We start from the raw sequence: 20,556 nt of genomic DNA on the forward strand, positions 1-20,556 counted from the left end.
CATCCACTTCCTCCGTTAAACTTTTGAATATTTGCTAATTATATCATGAAATTACTCAAATAACACCACGAATATTCCAACAATTTAAATGATAACGCACCCAATTATAATATCGGTTAGTAAGAAAATTCGGCTGTTACTTCACTCTTAATTTCCATCGAACTAGATTGGATTGGTGTACTTGCTTCACTCTTTACCATTGCTACTGGTTGGAAAGGAATAGGACCGCCACTTTCACGAGTATTTTCTGCAACTAACGTTGGTTCCTTTATTAATGGAACTTTTAATGTGTTGGCGATGGTTTCAGCCTTTTGACCAGCATTTAACACCGCTAAAGAAAGTGCTTGTTGATAGTATTTGCTATATTCGGAAGTGTCGAAGGTAATCCCTCTTACAATATTGGCACCATTATTGACAGCAGTATCGACAACAAGACCAGTATTATTAATATCTGCTACGGTGATGAGGAGAACATGTTCTACTTTATAATTACTGAAAACTTGTTTACCGTCACTAAAATCATAAAGAGGATAGATGGAATAATCAATTGTTTGCATGCTATCCTCGGGGATACCAATTTTCTTTAATTCATTTTTGATATTTGTAATAATGTTAGCATTTTCCTGTTGTGCTGTTGCTAGCACCTTATTTTCTGTTGCAGCACCTAGTGTTATTTTTGCTATATCAGGTTGAACCGTTACGGAACCTTCGCCGATTACTCTAATAATATTTCGTCTTCTTTTATTCGTATTTTCATTCGTCCTAAATCCAGGTGAATAATACAATTCCATCTCCTCGCTTTCGTAATAAAAATCCGGAGCACCATTGCTATTTATATGATTATTTTAGCACTAAAAATACCAGTAAAAGTAATTATCCATGGATAATAGCTAAATAATTTGCTCATTCGTCATTTGGGGAGAGGGATCTGGACAGATTTGTGTGGATGATGGAGAGGGGATGGTGGAGAGTATGGGTGTCATGACGGATTTAAGTGGATAATGCAGTGGAAAAGGTTGAGAGAGGAGCACTCACGACCGATTCGTGTTAAAAATGAAGATGAATCGGTCGAGAGCGTGATTGTCACGACGGATTCAATCGGATGTTGGAGTGAGAATAGTTGAGAGAACCGTTATCACGACATTTTTGAATGAAAGATGGTGCAGAACCGGTTGAGAGAGGAGCAGTCACGACAGATAAGTGTTGAAAATGAAGATGGACTGGTCGAGAGCATGGTTGTCACGACGGTTTTATGCTGATGATGAAGTAAGAATAGTCGAGAGAACGTTTATCACGACAGATTCAAGTGGATGTTGGAGTGAGAATGGTTGAGAGAACCGTTATCACGACATCTTTGAATGAAAGATGGAGCGGAATCAGTTGAGAGAGGAGCACTCACGACCGATTCGTGTTAAAAATGAAGATGAATCGGTCGAGAGCGTGATTGTCACGACGGATTCAATCGGATGTTGGGGTGAGAATGGTTGAGAGAACCGTTCTCACGACATTTTTGAATGAAAGATGGTGCAGAACCGGTTGAGAGCAGAGCAGTCACGACGGATTCAAGTGGATGTTGGAGTGAGAATGGTTGAGAGAACCGTTCTCACGACATTTTTGAATGAGATGGTGCACAACCTGTTGAGAGAGGAGCCGTCACGACGGATTTAAGTAGTTGATGCAGATGAATAAGTCGAGAGAACCGTTCTCACGACAGCTTTGAATAAAAGATGGAGCAGAACTGGTTGAGAGAGGAGCAGTCACGACCGATTCAAGTTTATGATGCAGAAGAATCAGTCAAGAGCAGTTCTATCACATCAATTTTATCCCTAATGTTAACAGGTCGTGAGAATCCAACTGTCAGAGGTCCATAAATAATTCAACAAAAAGAAATACCCTGAATCTTGATGTTCAGGGCAGGTTACTTCAAACTATGTAGCTTTTTTAAATTTATCGTTTATCACGATAAAAATATAAATTAACATGGAAATACATACAGATAGGGCAGATATGCCATAAATCGTATGGTAGCCGAATGAGTGGGCTATTTGACCGAAAAGTATTGCTCCGATTCCCACCCCGAGATCAAAGAAGGAGAAAAATGTGGCATTGGCCATTCCACGCCGGTTCATCGGAGAATCTTTAACAGACCAAGCTTGTAATGCTGGTTGCACCGTTCCGAAGCCAAGTCCATACAATATCGCTGCTGCAAAAAGCGTTATGCTATTTGGTAACCATGATAAAAGCATCATCGATATAAATATCATCAAAGTTCCTGGTATAAATACATATAGATGGCCTTTTTGGTCGTAAATTTTTCCAGCAAATGTACGTGAAATCATTAAAGCTAGTGCATATAGGAGAAAATATATCTCTATTCCATCTACACCTTTTTGCGCTGAGTAGATAGGAAGAAATGTTGCAATTCCACCAAATGTAACCGTTATAAAAAATAGTAGGATAGATGGTGGTAATGCTGACTTTTCATATACATCCCACTTTTTATGTGGAATCGTTCGTTTCTCTACTTGTTTATAGCGAATTTTAGATGCTAATAATAACGATGTTAATCCAAGAATTCCTACAATAATAAATAATTGTTTAAACGAAATAATTCCCATTAAAGCTAGACCAAGTGAAGGTCCAAATGCTAACGCTAAATTTCCCGATAAACCGTAATAGCCCATTCCTTCGCCACGACGTTTTGCCGGGATGAGATCTGTAGCGATTGTCCCTGAAGCTGTTGTGGAAAAGCCCCAACCAACTCCTTGAATAATCCTCATAAGAAATAAAAATATGAGACTAGCAGCAAATCCAAATGAGCTCACAGACAAAACAAAGATACCTAAACCAGTTAAGTATATAAAACGTCTACCCTTTGTTTCTAATGCGTGACCAGCAAACGGTCTAATTAAAAGCGCGGAGAAGGTGAAAATTCCAACGACTATTCCGATAAGCTGATCATTGCCACCAAGTTTTTCAACGAAAAGTGGGAGCGTTGGCAATGTCATTTGAAAACCGAGAAAAATAAAGAAATTGGACATAACAATTAGTATGAAATCTTTTGTCCATATTCGTTCGGAACTCTCTTCTTGTAGAGGAGCTTCCTTCGCGAGCGAATGACCCATTAAATCTCCTCCTTAACATGTTATATTAATCTATTATTTTGGTACTCTAAATATATGCTATATTCTACATGATTTAGCATCGGAATTCTATGTATAACGATCATATTTAAAAGTTGATATTTGAAAAATGTTATAATTAGGAAAGTTATGTATTAATTGAAGAGGGTGTGAGTACTCATCATTACATATGAAAGAATTTATCCATTAAGTGAAACTACAATTGTAGTTGATTTTGGTACAACAGTAGATGAAGAGACACATAAAAAAGTACATGCATTCTGTACATACCTACAAAACAATAAATTAAACATAATAAAAGGATTTGTACCAGCTTATACAAATGTAACTATCTACTATGACTGTTACATGGCTTTTCAACAAATTAGTTCATACATTGTCACATCTGGATATGAAGTAATGAAAGCAATTCTAAAAGAACTTTTGACAAATATGAAGGAAACAGAAGAGGAAAAGAAGAAAGTCATAGAGATTCCTGTATGTTATGGGGGAAGCTTTGGTCCTGACTTAGAAATAGTAGCAAACCATCATCACTTAACACCTGAACAGGTAATCCATATTCACTCGAAACCGAAGTATTTAGTTCATATGATTGGTTTCGCACCAGGATTTCCATATTTGGGAGGACTGAATGAGGAAATTGCAATACCTCGTAGACAATCACCAAGGGTGAAAATACCTGCAGGTTCTGTTGGGATTGCTGGAAATCAAACAGGAGTGTATCCAATTGAGTCTCCAGGAGGTTGGCAAATAATTGGCAGAACACCTGTAAAATTATTTGATCCTCATAAAACACCACCTACACTTTTGCAAACAGGGAACTATATTACCTTTAAGCCAATCTCTCGTAAAGAATATGAACAATTAGCGGGGGTGGAATGGTGAGTATCGAAATAATTAAACCAGGGGTTCTTTCCACTATTCAGGACCTTGGCAGAATAGGTTACCAGCAATTTGGTGTTATCAAAAGTGGGGCAATGGACGAATTTGCATTAAGAACAGCCAATATTTTAGTTGGGAATGAAGAGAACGAAGCAGCAATAGAAATGACATTAATTGGAACAACGATACGATTTAATTGTAATACACTAGTTGCCATTTGTGGTGGAGACTTTTCACCTACGATTGACGGTGAACTAGTGCCCCAATGGCGACCAGTTTTCATCAAAAAAGGGACTACGTTAAAAATGGGTGGAGCGAGAAAGCAAATTCGCGCTTATTTAGCGGTAGCTGGTGGATTGGATGTTCCGGTTGTCATGGGTAGTCGCTCTACTTATTTACGTGCAGGTATCGGTGGTTTTATGGGAAGGAAACTTTTATCTGGTGATGTTATACAGATAAAAGACCCTATGCAAAAAGCCATCGATATTGATCAGTCATATATATCGTTTCCGAAATTTATTTCTAGTCAAATAAAACCACCATACGAATCCTCGAGCTTTATTCGTATTGTTCGAGGAAGCGAGTATCATTTATTCACAGAGAAAAGTAAAGAGCTGCTTCTATCAAAACCATTTATTTTGAGTTCTGACTCTGATCGTATGGGCTACCGATTAGAAGGACATCGTATTCAGTTACATAAAGAAGGGGAAATGGTATCATCCGCTGTTACATTTGGAACGATACAAGTCCCATCTAACGGAAACCCCATTATATTGATGGCAGATCATCAAACAACTGGGGGTTATCCAAAGATCGGTCAAGTCATAGCGGTTGATTTACCGTTACTTGCCCAAATGAATATAGGTTCGGAAATTTATTTTCAGGAAGTATCCTTTGAGGAAGCAGAGCGCTTATTCATTGAAAGAGAAAGGGAAATACAAATTTTGAAGCATGTAATGAAAAAAGAGTTAATCAATTTTTTAGGAGCGTTATCGTATGAACTTTATCGATATTAATTGTGATATGGGAGAAAGCTTTGGAGCGTATTCATTAGGTAAAGATGAAGAAATATTAAAGTTTGTGACATCAGCTAATATCGCATGTGGATTTCATGCTGGTGATCCAGCAACGATGAAAAAAACGGTACAACTTGCTTTAGAACATAATGTAGGAATTGGTGTTCATCCTGGACTACCAGATTTAGTCGGATTTGGGAGACGGAATATTGATATAAGTCCGGATGAAGCATATAACCTCGTTTTATATCAGATAGGTGCATTATCAGCTTTTGTAAAAGCAGAGGGTGGAAATATCCAACATGTAAAGCCCCACGGAGCACTTTATAATATGGCAGCAAGAAACGAAGACTTAGCTCAAGCGATTGCAAAAGCTATTGTAGATGTAGATATGGATATTATTTTATTTGGTTTAGCGAATAGTGAGTTATTGAAGGCTGGAAGAAAATATGGCTTGCGAATTGCAAGTGAAGTTTTCGCTGATAGAACATATCAACATAACGGTACATTAACACCCAGAAATCAACCAAATGCACTTATTGTGGATGAACGAGTAGCAGTTGCACAAGTAATTCGAATGGTGCAGGAAGGTAAGGTATTAACGAATCAAGGTGAAGAGATAGGAATTGAAGCACATACAGTTTGTATACATGGGGATGGGCCCAATGCACTTACCTTTGCCAAGAGAATAAGTACAGAGCTGTCTGATGCGGGAATTAATATTAAGAAAATAGGGGAAATTATATAGGGAATTAGGAGAGTCCACGGTTTGTGGGACTCTTCTTTTTTTTACACTTCCTATTGGTTTTAAAAAAATAGGAATCAACTCCTAGTGTTTTTAACCTATATAAGAAGAATAGGTGATAAGTTTTTTATGGGTAATATTGCATAATAAAGATACATTAATTACTAATTGCTTACGAATTATGTGAACGGTGGTGTTATCGATGGTTAATCAACATGCATTACAACTTTTTATACAAGCATTCAATGCAATTCAAGACTTACTTTTTATCATAAAAGCGGAAACTGGGAATTTTACGATCGAATATGTCAATAAAAGAGGATTAGACTACTTACAAAAAGATGAGGGTATATTTGGGCAATCCATTTCTGGAATACAAGAAAAGCTAGGAAGCACATTTACATTCCATCTATCTCAAGCAGCCAATGGTACGGATGAAAAAAGGTTTGTAGAAGTGATAGATACAAATAAAGGCCAATCAGAATTAGAAACAGTATTAACACCTGTTGAATTAGATAGCGATATTTACATCATTGCGGTTTTTCGTCCTGTTAAGGAGAAAAAGCAACCATTACAACAACTTGTTGAAAGTGAGGAAAAGTATCGGAAAATTGTCCGAGCTATTCCTGATGCTATCATCTTACATCGAAATGGAATTATATATGATGTCAACGAAGTAGCGTTACATTTGTTAAAAACAAACGAAGAGCATGTTATCGGAAAACATGTATTGGACTTTGTAGATATGAGAGATCGGCAACAGGTAGTAGAGCGGATCGAGAATGCGATGTATAAGGGCCTAAACGGTAAGACGGTAGAGGAGAGGTTTGTAAATTATGCAGGTGAGGTCATCTATGCAGATACAACTTCAGCTCCAGTAAAAATAAATGGAGAGCAATTTGTATTAGTAACGTTTAAGGATGTAACAGAAAGAAAATTGGCAGAAAAACAAATACGTGAAAGTGAAGAACGTTTTCGAATTATCGCAGAACATTCAATGGATATCATCAAAATTTTAGATCCATCAGGAGAAATTATGTATGTTTCTCCTGCAATAGAGGCTGTTTTGGGTTACGACATTCAAGACGTAGTAGGGAAGTCGTTTTTTAAAACAATTTATGAAGAGGATGTTTCGGACGTAAAACAAAAATTTTCTAATATGATACAGACAAAGGAATACTTTGATTTTATCTTAAGGCGTGTCCATCAAGATGGTTATCCAGTGTGGCTTCATTCTGACATAATACCTGTACTAGATGGGGATGGAGAAATTGAAAAAATAATTGTTATTTCTGGTGATGTTTCAGCATTTAAAAGAAGAGAAGAAATGCTATCCAAAATGGCTTTTTATGATTCATTAACGGGACTCCCGAATAGAAGATTATTTACTCATCGCCTTCAACAAGCGATGTACACAACAGATAGAACAGGGAATATAACGGCATTATTAGTGTTGGATTGTGACAAGTTTAAGCAAATCAATGATACGCTCGGTCACGATATCGGAGATGAAGTTTTAAAAGAATTTGCAAGGCGTGTTCGAAGTTCTATCAGAAGCATGGATACACTCTCTAGGTTAGGTGGAGATGAATTTACGATTATCCTTCCGGAATTACATAAAAAGGAAGAGGTATTCGATATATCCAATAAGATTTTTAAGAAAATACATGCTCCAATGGTGATTAACGGGGAGTCATTATCAATTACAACAAGTATTGGTGCATCCTTTTATCCAGGAGATGGGACGACAATAGAAAACTTATTTAAAGCAGCAGATGAAAACTTATATAAAGTGAAAGAAAATGGTGGAGATTCCATTATAATTTTGTAACGAAAGAAGAGAGGTTATGGGAATGGTTAATTTTCCGTTTTTGAAAAACAAAAAGAATAAACAAGATGATGAGCAGTACCTAACTTCTTCTGAAGAGACAACAGAGTATTTGGAAATAAAGGAAAAACTTAAAATAACGGAACAACAGAAACATGCATATGAGAAAAGAATACAGTATTTAATTCATCATGATCATGTAACGGATTTACCAAATCGAACTCTTTTTGATCGGAAAATTGAGGAATTGATTATGGAATCATCTTTGAAAGATGCGAATTTTACTGTGATGTATTTAGATGTGGACCGTTTTAGGCAAATCAATGAATCACTTGGCCATGTTATCGGGGAAAAATTAATCATGCAGTTTAGTCAACGAATGAAAAAATTACTAAACAAAGATTCACTACTTGCAAGAGTAGGTGGGGATGAATTTGGAATTATTTTGTGGAATTATTCAGACGCTAAATACCCTGAGTTCACTGCTAATTGGATTCTCGATGATTTAAATGAATATTTTGTAGTTGAAGATATCGAATTCCGGATTACTACAAGTATTGGCATTAGTAGTTTCCCTGCAGATGGCCAAACAAAGGATGAATTAGTAAAAGCTGCAGAAGTAGCTCTTTTCCGTGCGAAGAAAAATGGGAAGAATACGTACCAAATCTATTCCGCAACGATGGATATTAACTCCTATAAGAATTTCTATTTAGACCGAGATTTGAGAAAGTCTATTGAGAATAATGAACTGGTAGTGTACCTACAACCTCGTGTTGATACGTTCACAGGTAAATTGATAAGTGCAGAGGCTTTAGTTCGTTGGGAGCACCCAGTATGGGGACTTGTTTCTCCAAGTGAATTTATTCCAATTGCAGAGGATTCAGGGTTTATCAATGAAATTGGAGATTGGGTATTAGAAGAAGTATGTCACTTTATTCAATCTTGCGAGAAAAAGAAGATAACTACAATCCCAATTTCTATTAATATATCGGCACAACGATTTCTTAGAAATGACTGGAAGGATAAGTTAATTCACATCTTACGGAAAACAAATACTGATCCAAATTTATTAGAATTTGAGATTACAGAAAGAACACTAATTCAATATGAGCAAGATGTCGAAGCTGCGCTGAAATATATTAAAGGATTGGGAATAAAAATTGCATTAGATGATTTTGGTACAGGCTATTCGTCACTATCATATATTAAGGATTTCTCGATAGATACGATTAAAATTGATCGATCTTTTATTTCACAAATAGCGAAATCCTGTGATGTGGAAGTTATTATAAAAACGTTGCTATATATGACGAAGGAATTAAAGATGAATGTTGTGGCAGAGGGTGTCGAGACAGAAGTACAACTAGATTTTCTAAAACAACACGGTTGTAAGGAAATTCAAGGATATATATACAGTAAACCTGTTACTATTGAGGAATTTCAAGCGTTACAATCAGAATCTATTTTAAAACTACATGATCCAAGTCAACACAAGAGGGTAGGAGTTCCAATCAAACGGAAATACTTTCGCATTGATTTACATTATCCTTTAAAAGCAAAGATGACGTTAACATCTATTAAAGGAAAAGAAGTTAAATTAGGAAAAACAGATGTCTTAATCGAAAATATTGGTCCGGGGGGCCTAAAATTTCTTTCTAACATACACTTACCGATACGTTCAGATATATTTTTTCAGTTCGATACGAAGATATTGAATGAGCCCATCACTTTGTCGGGATATATCGTGTGGAAGGAAGAAGTGCAAGATATTTATCAGTATGGATTGCAACTGGAAATTGAAGAACAAGATAGGGACCATTTAATAAAGGTACTAAATAATCTTACCGTCCAACTTAGAAAAACTACTAAATTACCTAACTGTAATTTTATCCTTGTCGATAAAATCGATTATATTAAAAAGCTACAAAAAGAATAATACCTTGTGGTAAAAATTAGTATGAAAATAATATATATGTACGATCCCTTATTATGCTATTCTAAAGTATGAATTATGACAGAAATATGTCCGTATTAAGGGAAGGGACTTTAATGGATGATAAAGTTAATATTCTATTAGTAGATGATAGACCGGAAAATTTAATTGCATTAGAAGCTATCATTGAGAGAGAAGATTACCGATTGATGAAAGCTACCTCTGGTGAGGAAGCACTTAAATATTTATTAAAATATGACTTCGCTGCAATTCTATTAGATGTTCAAATGCCAGGGATGGATGGATTTAGAACTGCAAAAATAATAAAAGCGCGTGAGAAGACAAAGCATATTCCAATATTATTTATTACGGCGAATAATATGGATTCTGAACACATCTTTATGGGGTATTCAGTAGGTGCAATTGATTACATCTTAAAGCCGATTGATCCATTAATTTTAAAGGCAAAGGTAGATGGATTTGTCGAAATATACATGATGAAAAAACAACTTATCCAACAAGCTCAAGACTTAACAAGAAAAACGGAAAAGTTAGAGGAAATGAATAAGGAACTTTCTATCATATCTTCTGAATTACGTAAGTCTGAGGCGTTAACTAGTGTAATAAGTGAAACATCTATTGACTCAATGCTCGTTCTGGACAAGCTGGGGCAGATACTAAAGATAAATCCAGCTGTGAATAAAATGTTTCAATATGATGAGGGTAGTTTAATAGGAAAGCATATTTCATTATTATTCTCATCGCTAATATCGAAACAATATATGAACAAAATAATTGAGTCCCATTATGTAATGGGACTTGAGAATATTACTTTAGTAGATGCGGTACGTAAGGATAGGACAATTTTCCCTGTTGAAATCCAAATAGGAAGAAGATTAGTTCAAAATGAATGGATTGTTGCTATTACTTTACGTGACATTACAGTAAGAAAGAAGAATGAAGAACTTGTCACGCATTTGGCGTACTATGATACCATCACTGATTTACCTAATAAACAATTGTTTCATAAAGAATTTACCAACAGATTAGAGATTGCAAAAAATGAAAATCAAACATTAGCGATTATGCAATTGGATGTTGATAGGTTTAAGTATGTAAACGATTCCCTAGGTTACATTATTGGAGATCGTGTTCTGAAAGAAATAGCAAAGCGACTCCTTGAGAGTACATGCGCTTCAGATATCGTAGCAAGATTAGGTTCAAGTGCGTTTAGTATCCTTTTACCTAATACAGATCGGGAAGCAGCACTAGATGTTGCGGAACAATTAATAGACGCTTTTAAAAAGCCATTTATCATTGATAAGTATGAGCTATTTATTACGATAAGTATTGGATTAAGTATTTTTCCGTATGATGGCGACAATTCTTTTGTTCTGATGAAAAATGCGAACGCTGCTTTATATCGGGCGAAGGATTCTGGAAAGAATACATTTAAAGTTTTTCATTCTGGAATGAATGTACATTCTTATCGCTCATTTATGCTGCAAAGTGATTTACCAAAAGCATTGGAACGTAGTGAGTTTACATTAGTTTATACGCCACGTTTAGAATTAAATACTAGATTGGTAAGAAGTGTGGAAGTATTGGTTCACTGGAATCATCCGAAGTGGGGAACGATCTTACCTGATGAATTTACTCCGTTAGCAGAAGAAACAGGATATATTATTGAAATTGGAAAATGGATGTTGGATACTCTAGGTCAGCAAATGGTCGAATGGAAACATCAAAATGTACCTCCGATAAGAGTGGCTATTAATTTTACTGCATTACAAATTATCGAAAACGATTTTGTCGAAACTTTATTTCAATTTCTAGAAAAATATGAAATAAGTTCAAAATTACTCGAAGTTATATTGTTAGATTCAATTGTTTTACAGAATGAACCAATCATTGCAAAAGCGTTAAAGCAATTGGGAGAACGTGGTGTTTCTATTACGATTAATAATTTTGGTGCAGGGTACTTATCGTTAAAGTATATTAGAGAGCTGGCGGTAAATACGTTAAAGCTAGATAAATCATTGTTACTAACTGCAGAAGGTGCCTCATACGAATTACAAGTGTTATTATCTGGTGTTATTTCAATGGCCCATCAGTTAAAAATGAATGTAATTGCAGACGGTGTAGAAACGGAAGAACAATTGAAATTATTAATGAAGGAACATTGTGATGAAATCCAAGGAAGTAAAATTAGTCAGCCTATGACTGGGAAGCAATTGGTTCATCTTGTTTTGTCAGAGGAAAAACCACAATTTCTAAATATTAGGAGCCCATTAAAGGAAGTAACAAATAAAGTAGATGATTTTCAAATACAAAAGCAGCAACTGATTGAAGGAGCTTTAGAACGTACGAAGAAGCTATATTCTGTTTCTGCTCGGGAGATGGATGTATTTAAACTAATTTTAGAGGGGCTCAGCAATAAAGAAATCTCCGAAAAGTTATATATTAGTGAACACACTGTAAAAAATCATATTACCCGTATTTTCCAGAAGTTAAATGTAAATGATCGTATGCAGGCAATGGCGATGGTATTGCAAATGTATATGGATGATAAAGAAGAAGTAAGTGAAAATCTATAAAAACTTTATATGAATGAAGGGAACACAGTATGAAAATAAAGACTAAGTTATTATTAGGACTTAGCGCATTACCCATTCTGCTAGTAATTCTTATCGTCATTAGCCTTTTTCAAATATCCAAGCTGAAAGAAATGAGTGAGACTTTACTTGCAAATTATGAAAAAACCGTGCTTTCTGAAAGTATCCATCGTGATATTAAGGATGAAGCAATTCATTTACGGAATTTAGTAGTATCTGATGATCAAGAGACGATCAAAAAAGAAATCAAGTCATTACAAGAAAAACAAGAGGCAGTGAAGCAAAATATTGCACTATTAGAGTCAAAACTCATTACAGATGACCATCGCAACTGGCTTCTCAAATTAAGAGACACAAACAATAGATATAATGACTATTTGGATGAAGTATTAACGTTAACATTAGCTGGAAAAGATAATGAAGCTTTAGTATTAATAGGGGAAAACTCTATCGAGATGCATGAAGAATTTTTTCTCATTACATCTGATTTTACCGATGTATTAGAAACAAACATGCATTCTTCCGTTGATACATTAACGAAGGATTTCCAGAGAGAGATTATTATTAGTTTACTTATATTATCTGTTGCTATTATTTTTATTATTGCTTTACTAGCAAATAACTTTTGGAAAATATCTGAGAGACTGAAAAAGGTTTCTCAAGCAATGAGTAACGTTGCAAACGGAAAAGCAGATTTAGGTACGAAGGTTGAAGATGATTCACCAGATGAAATTGGTGATGTTGTTCAATCATTTAATAGAATGGCGATGTCATTAGAAGAACAAATGACAAAGGAACAAGAATTAACATGGAGTAAAGCTAATTTAGCTGAAATCACTACAAGTCTTAGTGGAACTCATGATGTAGAAACATTAGCTACTACGTTTTTATCGAAAGTAGTTCCATTAGTGGAGGCTAACCAAGCTGTATTTTATGTAAAAGAAATAGTCAATGATCAAGAACCAGTCTATAAATTACTAGGATCATATGCATTTAAAGAAAGAAAACATGTAACGAATATTATCCGTTTAGGAGAGGGTTTAATAGGACAAGCAGTTCTAGAAAAGTCACCTATTATACTAACAGAAGTCCCATCTGACTATATTCGTGTAACGTCAGGTTTAGGAGAAGCAGCACCTGTAAATGTGTACGTACTGCCGATCATTTTTGAAGGTGACGTAAAAGCAGTCTTAGAATTAGCTTCATTTAAATCCTTTACTCCTTCACAGCAATCTTTCTTGGAAGAACTAATGAGTGACTTAGGTATAATACTAGAAAGTGTCATGGGTAGGATTCAATTAGCGAAGCTCTTAGAAGAGTCCCAAACTTTAATGGAAGAGGTTCAGGCTCAATCAGAGGAATTACAGTCCCAGCAAGAAGAATTACGTGCAACAAATGAAGAATTGGAAGAACAAACACAAGCTTTACGTCAGTCAGAAGAAAAGCTCCAAGTTCAGCAGGAAGAATTGGAGCAAACAAATGCTGATTTAGAAGAAAAGGCGAAGAGCTTAGAAGAACAAAATAAACGATTTGAACAAACGAATCGAGAAGTAGAAAAAGCAAGAGCAGAGCTAGAAGAAAAGGCAAAGCAGCTAGCGTTAAGTTCCAAATACAAATCTGAGTTTTTGGCAAATATGTCACATGAACTACGTACTCCACTTAATAGCTTATTAATCTTATCTAAATTATTAGCTGATAATGCAGATGGTAATCTTTCTGCAAAACAAGTGGAATATTCTAAGACGATCTATACTTCTGGAAATGACTTATTAGCTCTTATTAATGATATTTTGGACTTAGCAAAAATTGAATCAGGGAAAATGGAAGTAAATCCAACTCAAGTCCATATAAAAGAAATGACTGAGTTTGTGAAAAATAACTTTAGACCAGTCGCTGATCAAAAAGGAATCGATTTCCAAATCATAATAAAAGAGGATGTACCAACTTATATTTATAGCGATATGACACGTATTCAACAAGTATTAAAAAACTTGTTATCCAATGCTTTTAAATTTACGAAAGAAGGGGAAGTAAGGCTAGAGATTTCCCTACATTCCAAAGTAAAAAATCAATCTGTACTTGCTTTTGCAGTAAAAGATACTGGTATAGGCATTGCGAGTGATAAGCTCGATTTGATTTTTGAAGCATTTCAACAAGCGGATGGTACGACAAGTCGCAAATTTGGAGGTACTGGTTTAGGCCTATCTATCAGTAGAGAAATAGCAGCATTATTAAATGGTACATTAGAGGTTAAGAGTAGTATTGGAAGAGGGACCACTTTTACACTTTATGTCGGTGATTATGAAGAGAAAGATAACTTACTCGTACACCCTATAAATGAAGTAGCTACAACAATAGAAACTTCAGAGACCGTAGAAAAACCAGCACCCCCGAAACAAAAACTAGGAGCTGTATTTAATAACATCGATAATGATATTAAACGCTTGCTAATTGTGGATGATGATAAAGTACAACGTAATAGCTTAATGGAACTTATCGGTGATATGGATATTGTTATTACTGCTGTTTCTACCGGTCATGAAGCAATCGAGCAATTAAAACTTCATCAATTTGATTGTGTCATTCTCGACTTAGGTTTGTCCGATACGAGCGGTTTTGAATTACTCGATAAAATAAAAGAAATGGAATTAAATAATGATCTGAGAGTATTCATATACACTGGTCGTGACTTAACGTTAAAAGAGGAAATACAACTTAATAAATATGCTCATACGATTATCATCAAAGATGGACGCTCACCTCAAAGATTAAAAGCAGAGCTGGAATTATTCTTTAAAAACAGCGATAAGCAAATACAACCAGATCCTCTACCTAAAAAAGTCGAGGAATTATCCAATCTGGAAGGCAAGAAAATTTTACTAGTAGATGATGATGTGAGAAACGTTTATGCATTATCAAGCATACTTGAGCTGTATGGGGTGGATATATCCTTTGCAGAGAATGGTAAAGAAGGATTGGAAATATTACAGAAGAACCCGGATATTGATTTAGTGTTAATGGATATCATGATGCCAGAAATGGATGGGTATGAAGCAATTCAGCGGTTACGAGCTATTTCTACATTTGTTAATTTACCTGTTATTGCATTAACCGCAAAAGCGATGAAAGAAGATAGAGAAAAGTGTATGGAAGTTGGCGCATCGGATTATATCGTGAAGCCGATTGATCCTGATCAACTTATATCATTGATCAAAGTGTGGTTATATGAAGATGGGAAATGGAACTAGTATGGAAGAGACGATGAATACCAATATAAGTGAAGCAGAAGAATTAGAAAAAATTGAGATTCAGTTACTGTTGCAAGCTCTTTATGAATGGTATGGTTTTGATTATCGTGATTATGCTTATAATTCGATGAAAAGACGAATATGGCATCGAGTTCATTCAGAGAAGCTTACTACCATTACTAGTTTGCTCGATAAAGTGTTACGAGATCCGCAATGCTTACAACGATTACTCGCTGATTTTTCTATTAATGTAACGGAGATGTTTCGAGATCCATTATTTTTCTTAGAGTTTAGAGAAAAAGTAGTTCCGATGTTACGCACATATCCTTCGATTCGAATTTGGCATGCAGGCTGTTCCACTGGGGAAGAAGTATATTCGATGGCAATGTTACTTCAAGAAGAGGGTCTTTATGATAAAACGAAAATATATGCAACAGACATTAATGCTAATGTGTTAAAAAGTGCAAAGAATGGTATTTTCCCATTAGAATACATGAAGAAATACACGAGTAACTATTTACAGGCTGGTGGAAATAGGGCTTTTTCGGACTACTATAGTGTCGTCCATAATGGAGTGAAATTTCATCCGTATTTAACGAAAAATATTGTCTTCGCACAGCATAATTTGGTAGTGGATCGATCATTTAATGAATTCCACGTTATTCTTTGTAGAAACGTATTAATCTATTTCAATAAATCTTTACAGAAAAAAGTACACGAGCTTTTTTATGAAAGTCTAGGTATGTTCGGTATTCTTGGGTTAGGAGATAAAGAAACCATTCACTATACGGATGTTACTAGTAGGTATGAAGAAATTAGTGTGAAACAGAAATTGTATAAGAAGGTAAAATAAATGGGAAGAGGTGTTCTACATATAGGACATCTCTTCTTTTGATGTGTAAAGGTACAGAACGATTCAACAAGACAAACCCCCTGCATGATGGTAAAATTTCTGTAAGGGGTGACAATATGGGGAAGAAACTGCTATCTGTATTTATAATTGTAATCGGTTTAATAATGTTAACAGCTTGTGGTCAAGATGATAGATATGAAGAGAAAGATCCAGAGAAGCTCGAAGAATATAAGGAAATAGCACGTGGAATGATTCATCATTTTAATAATATATACACAGCAGAGAGTGAAGAAGAATTTGAGGATGCATTTAGTATATTCCAGAATCCCGAAAGACGAATTGACGATGGTAAGAAAATAGGGTTATATAATCCCGGATTATATAAAGATGCGGAAGTTACAATATCCGATGAAAAAATCACATCTTCTAATACAAAAGAAGGCACATTTAGCTATACAGCTAGAGTGAAGACAGTCGCTGAAAAGGCAGACGGTGGAGAATCGATGGAAGCAACAGAAATATGGATGATGTATTGCAAAAAAATTGATGGAGAGTACAAAGTTACCTCATTTAATATTGAGGCGTTAAAGTAATGTAGGAATGTTGATATGTGTGAGAGTCCTAATGGGCATTTCGTAAGTTTTGATTGGTGAAATGTCGAATAGAAGGTGTCTAAAGGACATTTTGGTCAGGACTCAACGGTAAAATGTCCAATAGGAGCAGTCTAATGGACACTTTGCCCATACTTTACCGATGAAATGTCTAATAAAATGAATCTGATGGACATTTTAGTCAGGCCGTACCAATGAAATGTCCAATAGAAGCCATCTAATGAACATTTAAGCATAAATCTCAACTGAAATGTTGATTAGACGAATACAACAGAAAAGAATGGACGGGGGGGAGTTCCTAATGGAGCTGCCCCTAGTTTTATTTTTTAACTGCTGTAAATGTATTATTATAAAAACTTACCAATATGCGAGTGATGACTGTTGCTTCGGGAATGCTAAATGAAAAGAAGAGGTGATGAATATGAGGTTGTTGATAAGCGCATTAATACTTTGCCTTTCATTAACGCAAACAGTTTTAGCTGAACCTTATAACTTTTCGAAAAAGGACTTAGCAATTGTCATTGATGATCTTGGAAATAATATGGAAGGGACGGAGGATCTTCTTCATCTACCTATTAGTTTAACGGTAGCAATCATGCCCTTTATGTCGACAACAAAAAAGGATGCAGAACTTGCCCATCACAATGGTCACCAAGTTATTGTGCATTTACCAATGGAACCAAAGAGAGGAAAGAAGAGCTGGCTAGGGCCAGGTGCCATCACAACAGATTTAAGTGATGAGGAAATTCGCAAACGAGTAATAGCTGCCATTGAAGATGTTCCTCATGCAGTAGGTATGAATAATCACATGGGGTCAAAAGTGTCAGAAGATGAACGGGTGATGAGAATTATCTTTGAAATTTGTAAGGAAAAAGGGATGTTCTATCTCGATAGTAAAACATCAAATAAAAGTGTTGCCAAAACACTTGCAGAGGAAATGAAGGTTCCTTTTTTAGAAAATGATTTGTTCTTTGATGATGTATATACCATTACTCATATATCTAGGCAGGCAAATTTATTAGCAAATAAACTAACAGAGTTAGACGAAATCATTGCTATTGGACATGTTGGGATACCTGGGCCAATTGTTGCAAGCGTGTTGGAACAATATATCCCTGTTTACCAAGATAAAGCCAACCTTGTTTATTTATCCGATTTAATTCCAGAGATGAAACTAATCGAGAAGGATTATGAAATAAAATAAAATGATATAGTTGATTTCTGCTCCAGGTGTTCACTTCTAACTCCAGGCTCTCCCGGAAACCGTTCAACCCGAAGGATTCTCATACTTCCGCTACAATCAACATTGTGCATCAAGTAAAAAGGTAATAAAAAAATAAAGGTGCTTCCAACAAGTTAATTTCTCTAACTTATTGGACAGCCCCTTCACTGCAATTATTGGTTTTTCTTCTTCTTTTTATTATTTTGTTTTTGTTTCTGTGTTAGTGGTTCGTTTGCAAATTCCTCTTGAAAATTTGCTCCAAAGTCAGGTCCTTTTTCTGGGTTCATCCCTGAAATTTTATTTGCAGATCTTTTGTGTGCCAAGTAACTCACCTCCGAACTTATTTTGGCATTGGAGGTGAATTAATATGTACGTTATTAACGTGAACAAAAACGCTCTATCTTCTTCAGGTTAGATTCTACTGAATCTAGGCGGTTTAAGCAATGGAATTGTATCATTTCTATATCATTCAAGTTTTGCATCGCATCATTATTTCTAAAAAGAATATTCATTAACCAATTGGTAAGATTTCGAAGATGGTGTCTATATGCGTAAAATTTTAATAAACCAATGTTAAGGTTTATCGGTTTATTCCAACTTTCCTGATACGAGGAAAGCAATGTGTCAAATCCATCCCCAATATAAGTGAATAAGTCAAACTCAGGCGGTGCCAATTGTGCGGATTCCCAATCAATGACATACATTGTATCTCCTCGTTGAATTAGGTTTCCTCCCCACAAATCCCCATGGCAAAAAACAAAGGTATTCATGTTGGATGGAGCGTGAAATTTTTGTAAGTCATTAATGATTGTATTTATCTGCTCTTTCATGGCTAGTACAATTTTTAGTTCCTTATAAGGTAATTCTTCTTCTAGCATCTCTATACATCTTCTTAAATCTTTTACGAAGGAAAGGTCAAATTTCTCTACTAAAAGCGGAGACTGATTTACATATGTTTGATGAATTGTTGCGATTACTTTTCCTAATTGGCGTAAAAGATTGTTAGAAAAAGGGTAGGCATCCGCTAATGTTTCACCATTAATGAAATGAAACAGTATGATGGAAGTTGATTCCATTATCGTACAGAACTCGGCTTTATCATTTTTTAGTGGTAGAGCGGTGTTTTGCAGAGATCCTTGATGATATAGCTCCCATAACACAGGTAGGACACGATTTAATTTTTGTAAACTATCCATTTGTCTATCATTATCATGATCAAAAAGCTTTAGATAATAAGTATTTTTATTTATGTCTGTTATTCGATAAGAGTAAGCAGAGTCACCGATTGGGATGAAATCGATATGTATAATGTCCAATACGTATTGCTTCTTTATAACAGATTGAAGCACGGCATCATTTAGTGGAAATTTTACTTGCATTATTCTACTTCCTTTCGTCGTTATGAATACTATCATACCGTCATTTTAATCAAATGTGGGAATCGATTAATGAGTACGATTCCCAACGATTCACTAGGAAGAAGTTATTTGACCGCCATTTACATGAAGTGTCTGACCAGTAACAAATCGAGAATCATCTGAAGCGAGATAAACAAATGTAGGTGCGAGTTCAAATGGTTGACCTTGTCGTTGCATTGGATTGCCAGCGAGTGTTACTTCGTCCGCCGAGAAACTAGCAGGGATTAGTGGAGTCCAAATTTTCCCTGGAGCTACGGCATTTACACGAATCCCTTTTTCCACTAAATTATTTGCAAGTGCACGAGTAAAGCTAACAATTGCACCTTTTGTGGCAGAATAATCGATTAGTTGTTCATGTCCATAATATGCAACGACGGAAGCTGTATTAATAATAGAACTGCCTGCTTTTAAATATGGAAGGGCAGCCCTCGTTGTATAAAAATGAGAATAAATATTTACTTTAAATGTATCATCAAATTGTTCATCTGTAATATCGAGCAAACTTAATTGTTGAAACTGGATACCGACATTATTACAAAGAATATCTAACTTTCCGAAAGCATTAATCGTTTCTTTCACAATATGATTACACTGTTGCTTTTCTCTTACATCCCCAGGCAATAATATACAACGTTGTCCGAGTTCTTCTATTCTTTTTTTCGTTCTGTTTGCATCTTCATGTTCATCTAAATAGGAAATAGCAACATCTGCTCCTTCTTTCGCAAAGGCAATTGCAGTTGCTGCTCCAATTCCACTATCGCCACCAGTTATAAGTGCTACTTTTCCCTTTAATTTATCGCTTCCTTTATAGAGTGGATTTTCGATTATAGGTCTTGGTACCATAAACTTTTCCACACCAGGTTGCCGATATTGTCTCTGCTCAGGTACGGTAAGTGGTACATCTTTATATTGAGTTATCTTGCCGTAGTTAGGATATAAAGGATATTCTTGCTGAGGTCTCCCTTGATTATTATTCATTGTAACCCTCCAAAATGTTTACTGAGTTACATTATGAAATATAGGCGGAAGAAGTGCCTTTTTA

Annotated in this window: 17 protein-coding genes; 12 read left to right on the plus strand and 5 right to left on the minus strand. The window is 35.4% G+C overall.

The features are described from left to right. Positions 1–116 precede the first annotated feature (116 nt). Positions 117–785: an SIMPL domain-containing protein gene (locus ACFPM4_RS11675; protein ID WP_382351705.1), complete on the minus strand. Its 669-nt coding sequence runs from the start codon at positions 783–785 to the stop codon at positions 117–119. Between the two features lie 415 nt (positions 786–1,200). On the opposite strand from ACFPM4_RS11675, the gene ACFPM4_RS11680 reads away from it, so the two are divergent. Together ACFPM4_RS11680 and ACFPM4_RS11685 are read left to right on the plus strand one after the other, a co-directional pair. Then, positions 1,201–1,332 (plus strand): hypothetical protein, encoded by a 132-nt coding sequence (locus ACFPM4_RS11680; protein ID WP_382351708.1) that lies wholly within the window; start codon positions 1,201–1,203, stop codon positions 1,330–1,332. Positions 1,333–1,727: 395 nt separating this feature from the next. Continuing rightward, entirely contained in the window at positions 1,728–1,871 is a 144-nt protein-coding gene (locus ACFPM4_RS11685; protein WP_382351711.1) for a hypothetical protein, read from the plus strand. Between the two features lie 57 nt (positions 1,872–1,928). Here the strand turns inward: ACFPM4_RS11685 and ACFPM4_RS11690 are convergent, their stop codons facing one another. After that, complete coding sequence (locus tag ACFPM4_RS11690) at positions 1,929–3,125, minus strand: MFS transporter (protein WP_382351714.1); 1,197 nt, start codon at positions 3,123–3,125, stop codon at positions 1,929–1,931. A 195-nt stretch (positions 3,126–3,320) separates the two neighbouring features. Here ACFPM4_RS11690 and pxpB point away from each other — a divergent pair, with 195 nt between their 5' ends. The 10 genes from pxpB (at position 3,321) to ACFPM4_RS11740 (ending at position 18,078) form a co-directional block, all read left to right on the plus strand. After that, positions 3,321–4,028: a 5-oxoprolinase subunit PxpB gene (pxpB, locus tag ACFPM4_RS11695; protein WP_382352082.1), complete on the plus strand. Its 708-nt coding sequence runs from the start codon at positions 3,321–3,323 to the stop codon at positions 4,026–4,028. Further along, positions 4,025–5,041: a 5-oxoprolinase subunit C family protein gene (locus ACFPM4_RS11700; RefSeq protein ID WP_382351717.1), complete on the plus strand. Its 1,017-nt coding sequence runs from the start codon at positions 4,025–4,027 to the stop codon at positions 5,039–5,041. Before pxpB ends, ACFPM4_RS11700 begins: the two co-directional genes overlap by 4 nt. Further along, positions 5,022–5,789, plus strand: coding sequence for a LamB/YcsF family protein (locus ACFPM4_RS11705; protein ID WP_382351720.1), 768 nt, complete (start codon positions 5,022–5,024; stop codon positions 5,787–5,789). Before ACFPM4_RS11700 ends, ACFPM4_RS11705 begins: the two co-directional genes overlap by 20 nt. Before the next feature lie 199 nt (positions 5,790–5,988). Continuing rightward, on the plus strand, positions 5,989–7,617 hold the full coding sequence (locus ACFPM4_RS11710; RefSeq protein WP_382351723.1) for a sensor domain-containing protein: 1,629 nt from the start codon (positions 5,989–5,991) through the stop codon (positions 7,615–7,617). A 40-nt stretch (positions 7,618–7,657) separates the two neighbouring features. Further along, positions 7,658–9,550 (plus strand): EAL domain-containing protein, encoded by a 1,893-nt coding sequence (locus tag ACFPM4_RS11715; RefSeq protein ID WP_382351726.1) that lies wholly within the window; start codon positions 7,658–7,660, stop codon positions 9,548–9,550. 113 nt (positions 9,551–9,663) lie between these two features. Next, positions 9,664–12,144 carry an EAL domain-containing protein gene (locus ACFPM4_RS11720; protein ID WP_382351729.1) on the plus strand — a complete coding sequence of 827 codons (2,481 nt, stop codon included), beginning with the start codon at positions 9,664–9,666 and terminating at the stop codon, positions 12,142–12,144. Between the two features lie 29 nt (positions 12,145–12,173). Continuing rightward, positions 12,174–15,410: a response regulator gene (locus ACFPM4_RS11725; RefSeq protein WP_382351732.1), complete on the plus strand. Its 3,237-nt coding sequence runs from the start codon at positions 12,174–12,176 to the stop codon at positions 15,408–15,410. Then, a complete protein-coding gene (locus ACFPM4_RS11730; protein ID WP_382352085.1) occupies positions 15,394–16,263 on the plus strand; it encodes a CheR family methyltransferase in 870 nt (289 codons plus the stop codon). The genes ACFPM4_RS11725 and ACFPM4_RS11730 overlap by 17 nt, the downstream gene beginning before the upstream one ends. A gap of 116 nt (positions 16,264–16,379) precedes the next feature. Then, a complete protein-coding gene (locus ACFPM4_RS11735) occupies positions 16,380–16,856 on the plus strand; it encodes a hypothetical protein (protein WP_144919465.1) in 477 nt (158 codons plus the stop codon). A gap of 439 nt (positions 16,857–17,295) precedes the next feature. Beyond that, on the plus strand, positions 17,296–18,078 hold the full coding sequence (locus tag ACFPM4_RS11740) for a divergent polysaccharide deacetylase family protein (RefSeq protein WP_382351736.1): 783 nt from the start codon (positions 17,296–17,298) through the stop codon (positions 18,076–18,078). A 191-nt stretch (positions 18,079–18,269) separates the two neighbouring features. Here the strand turns inward: ACFPM4_RS11740 and sspO are convergent, their stop codons facing one another. The 3 genes from sspO to ACFPM4_RS11755 form a co-directional block, all read right to left on the minus strand. Beyond that, positions 18,270–18,419: a small acid-soluble spore protein O gene (gene sspO / locus ACFPM4_RS11745; RefSeq protein ID WP_144919463.1), complete on the minus strand. Its 150-nt coding sequence runs from the start codon at positions 18,417–18,419 to the stop codon at positions 18,270–18,272. 54 nt (positions 18,420–18,473) lie between these two features. Then, entirely contained in the window at positions 18,474–19,475 is a 1,002-nt protein-coding gene (locus ACFPM4_RS11750; protein WP_382351740.1) for an aminoglycoside phosphotransferase family protein, read from the minus strand. Between the two features lie 93 nt (positions 19,476–19,568). Beyond that, entirely contained in the window at positions 19,569–20,492 is a 924-nt protein-coding gene (locus tag ACFPM4_RS11755) for an SDR family oxidoreductase (protein ID WP_382351743.1), read from the minus strand. Positions 20,493–20,556: the final 64 nt, after the last annotated feature.

Source organism: Lederbergia graminis (assembly GCF_042655485.1).
In the GTDB taxonomy this organism is placed as follows: Bacteria; Bacillota; Bacilli; order Bacillales; family Bacillaceae_C; genus Lederbergia; species Lederbergia graminis.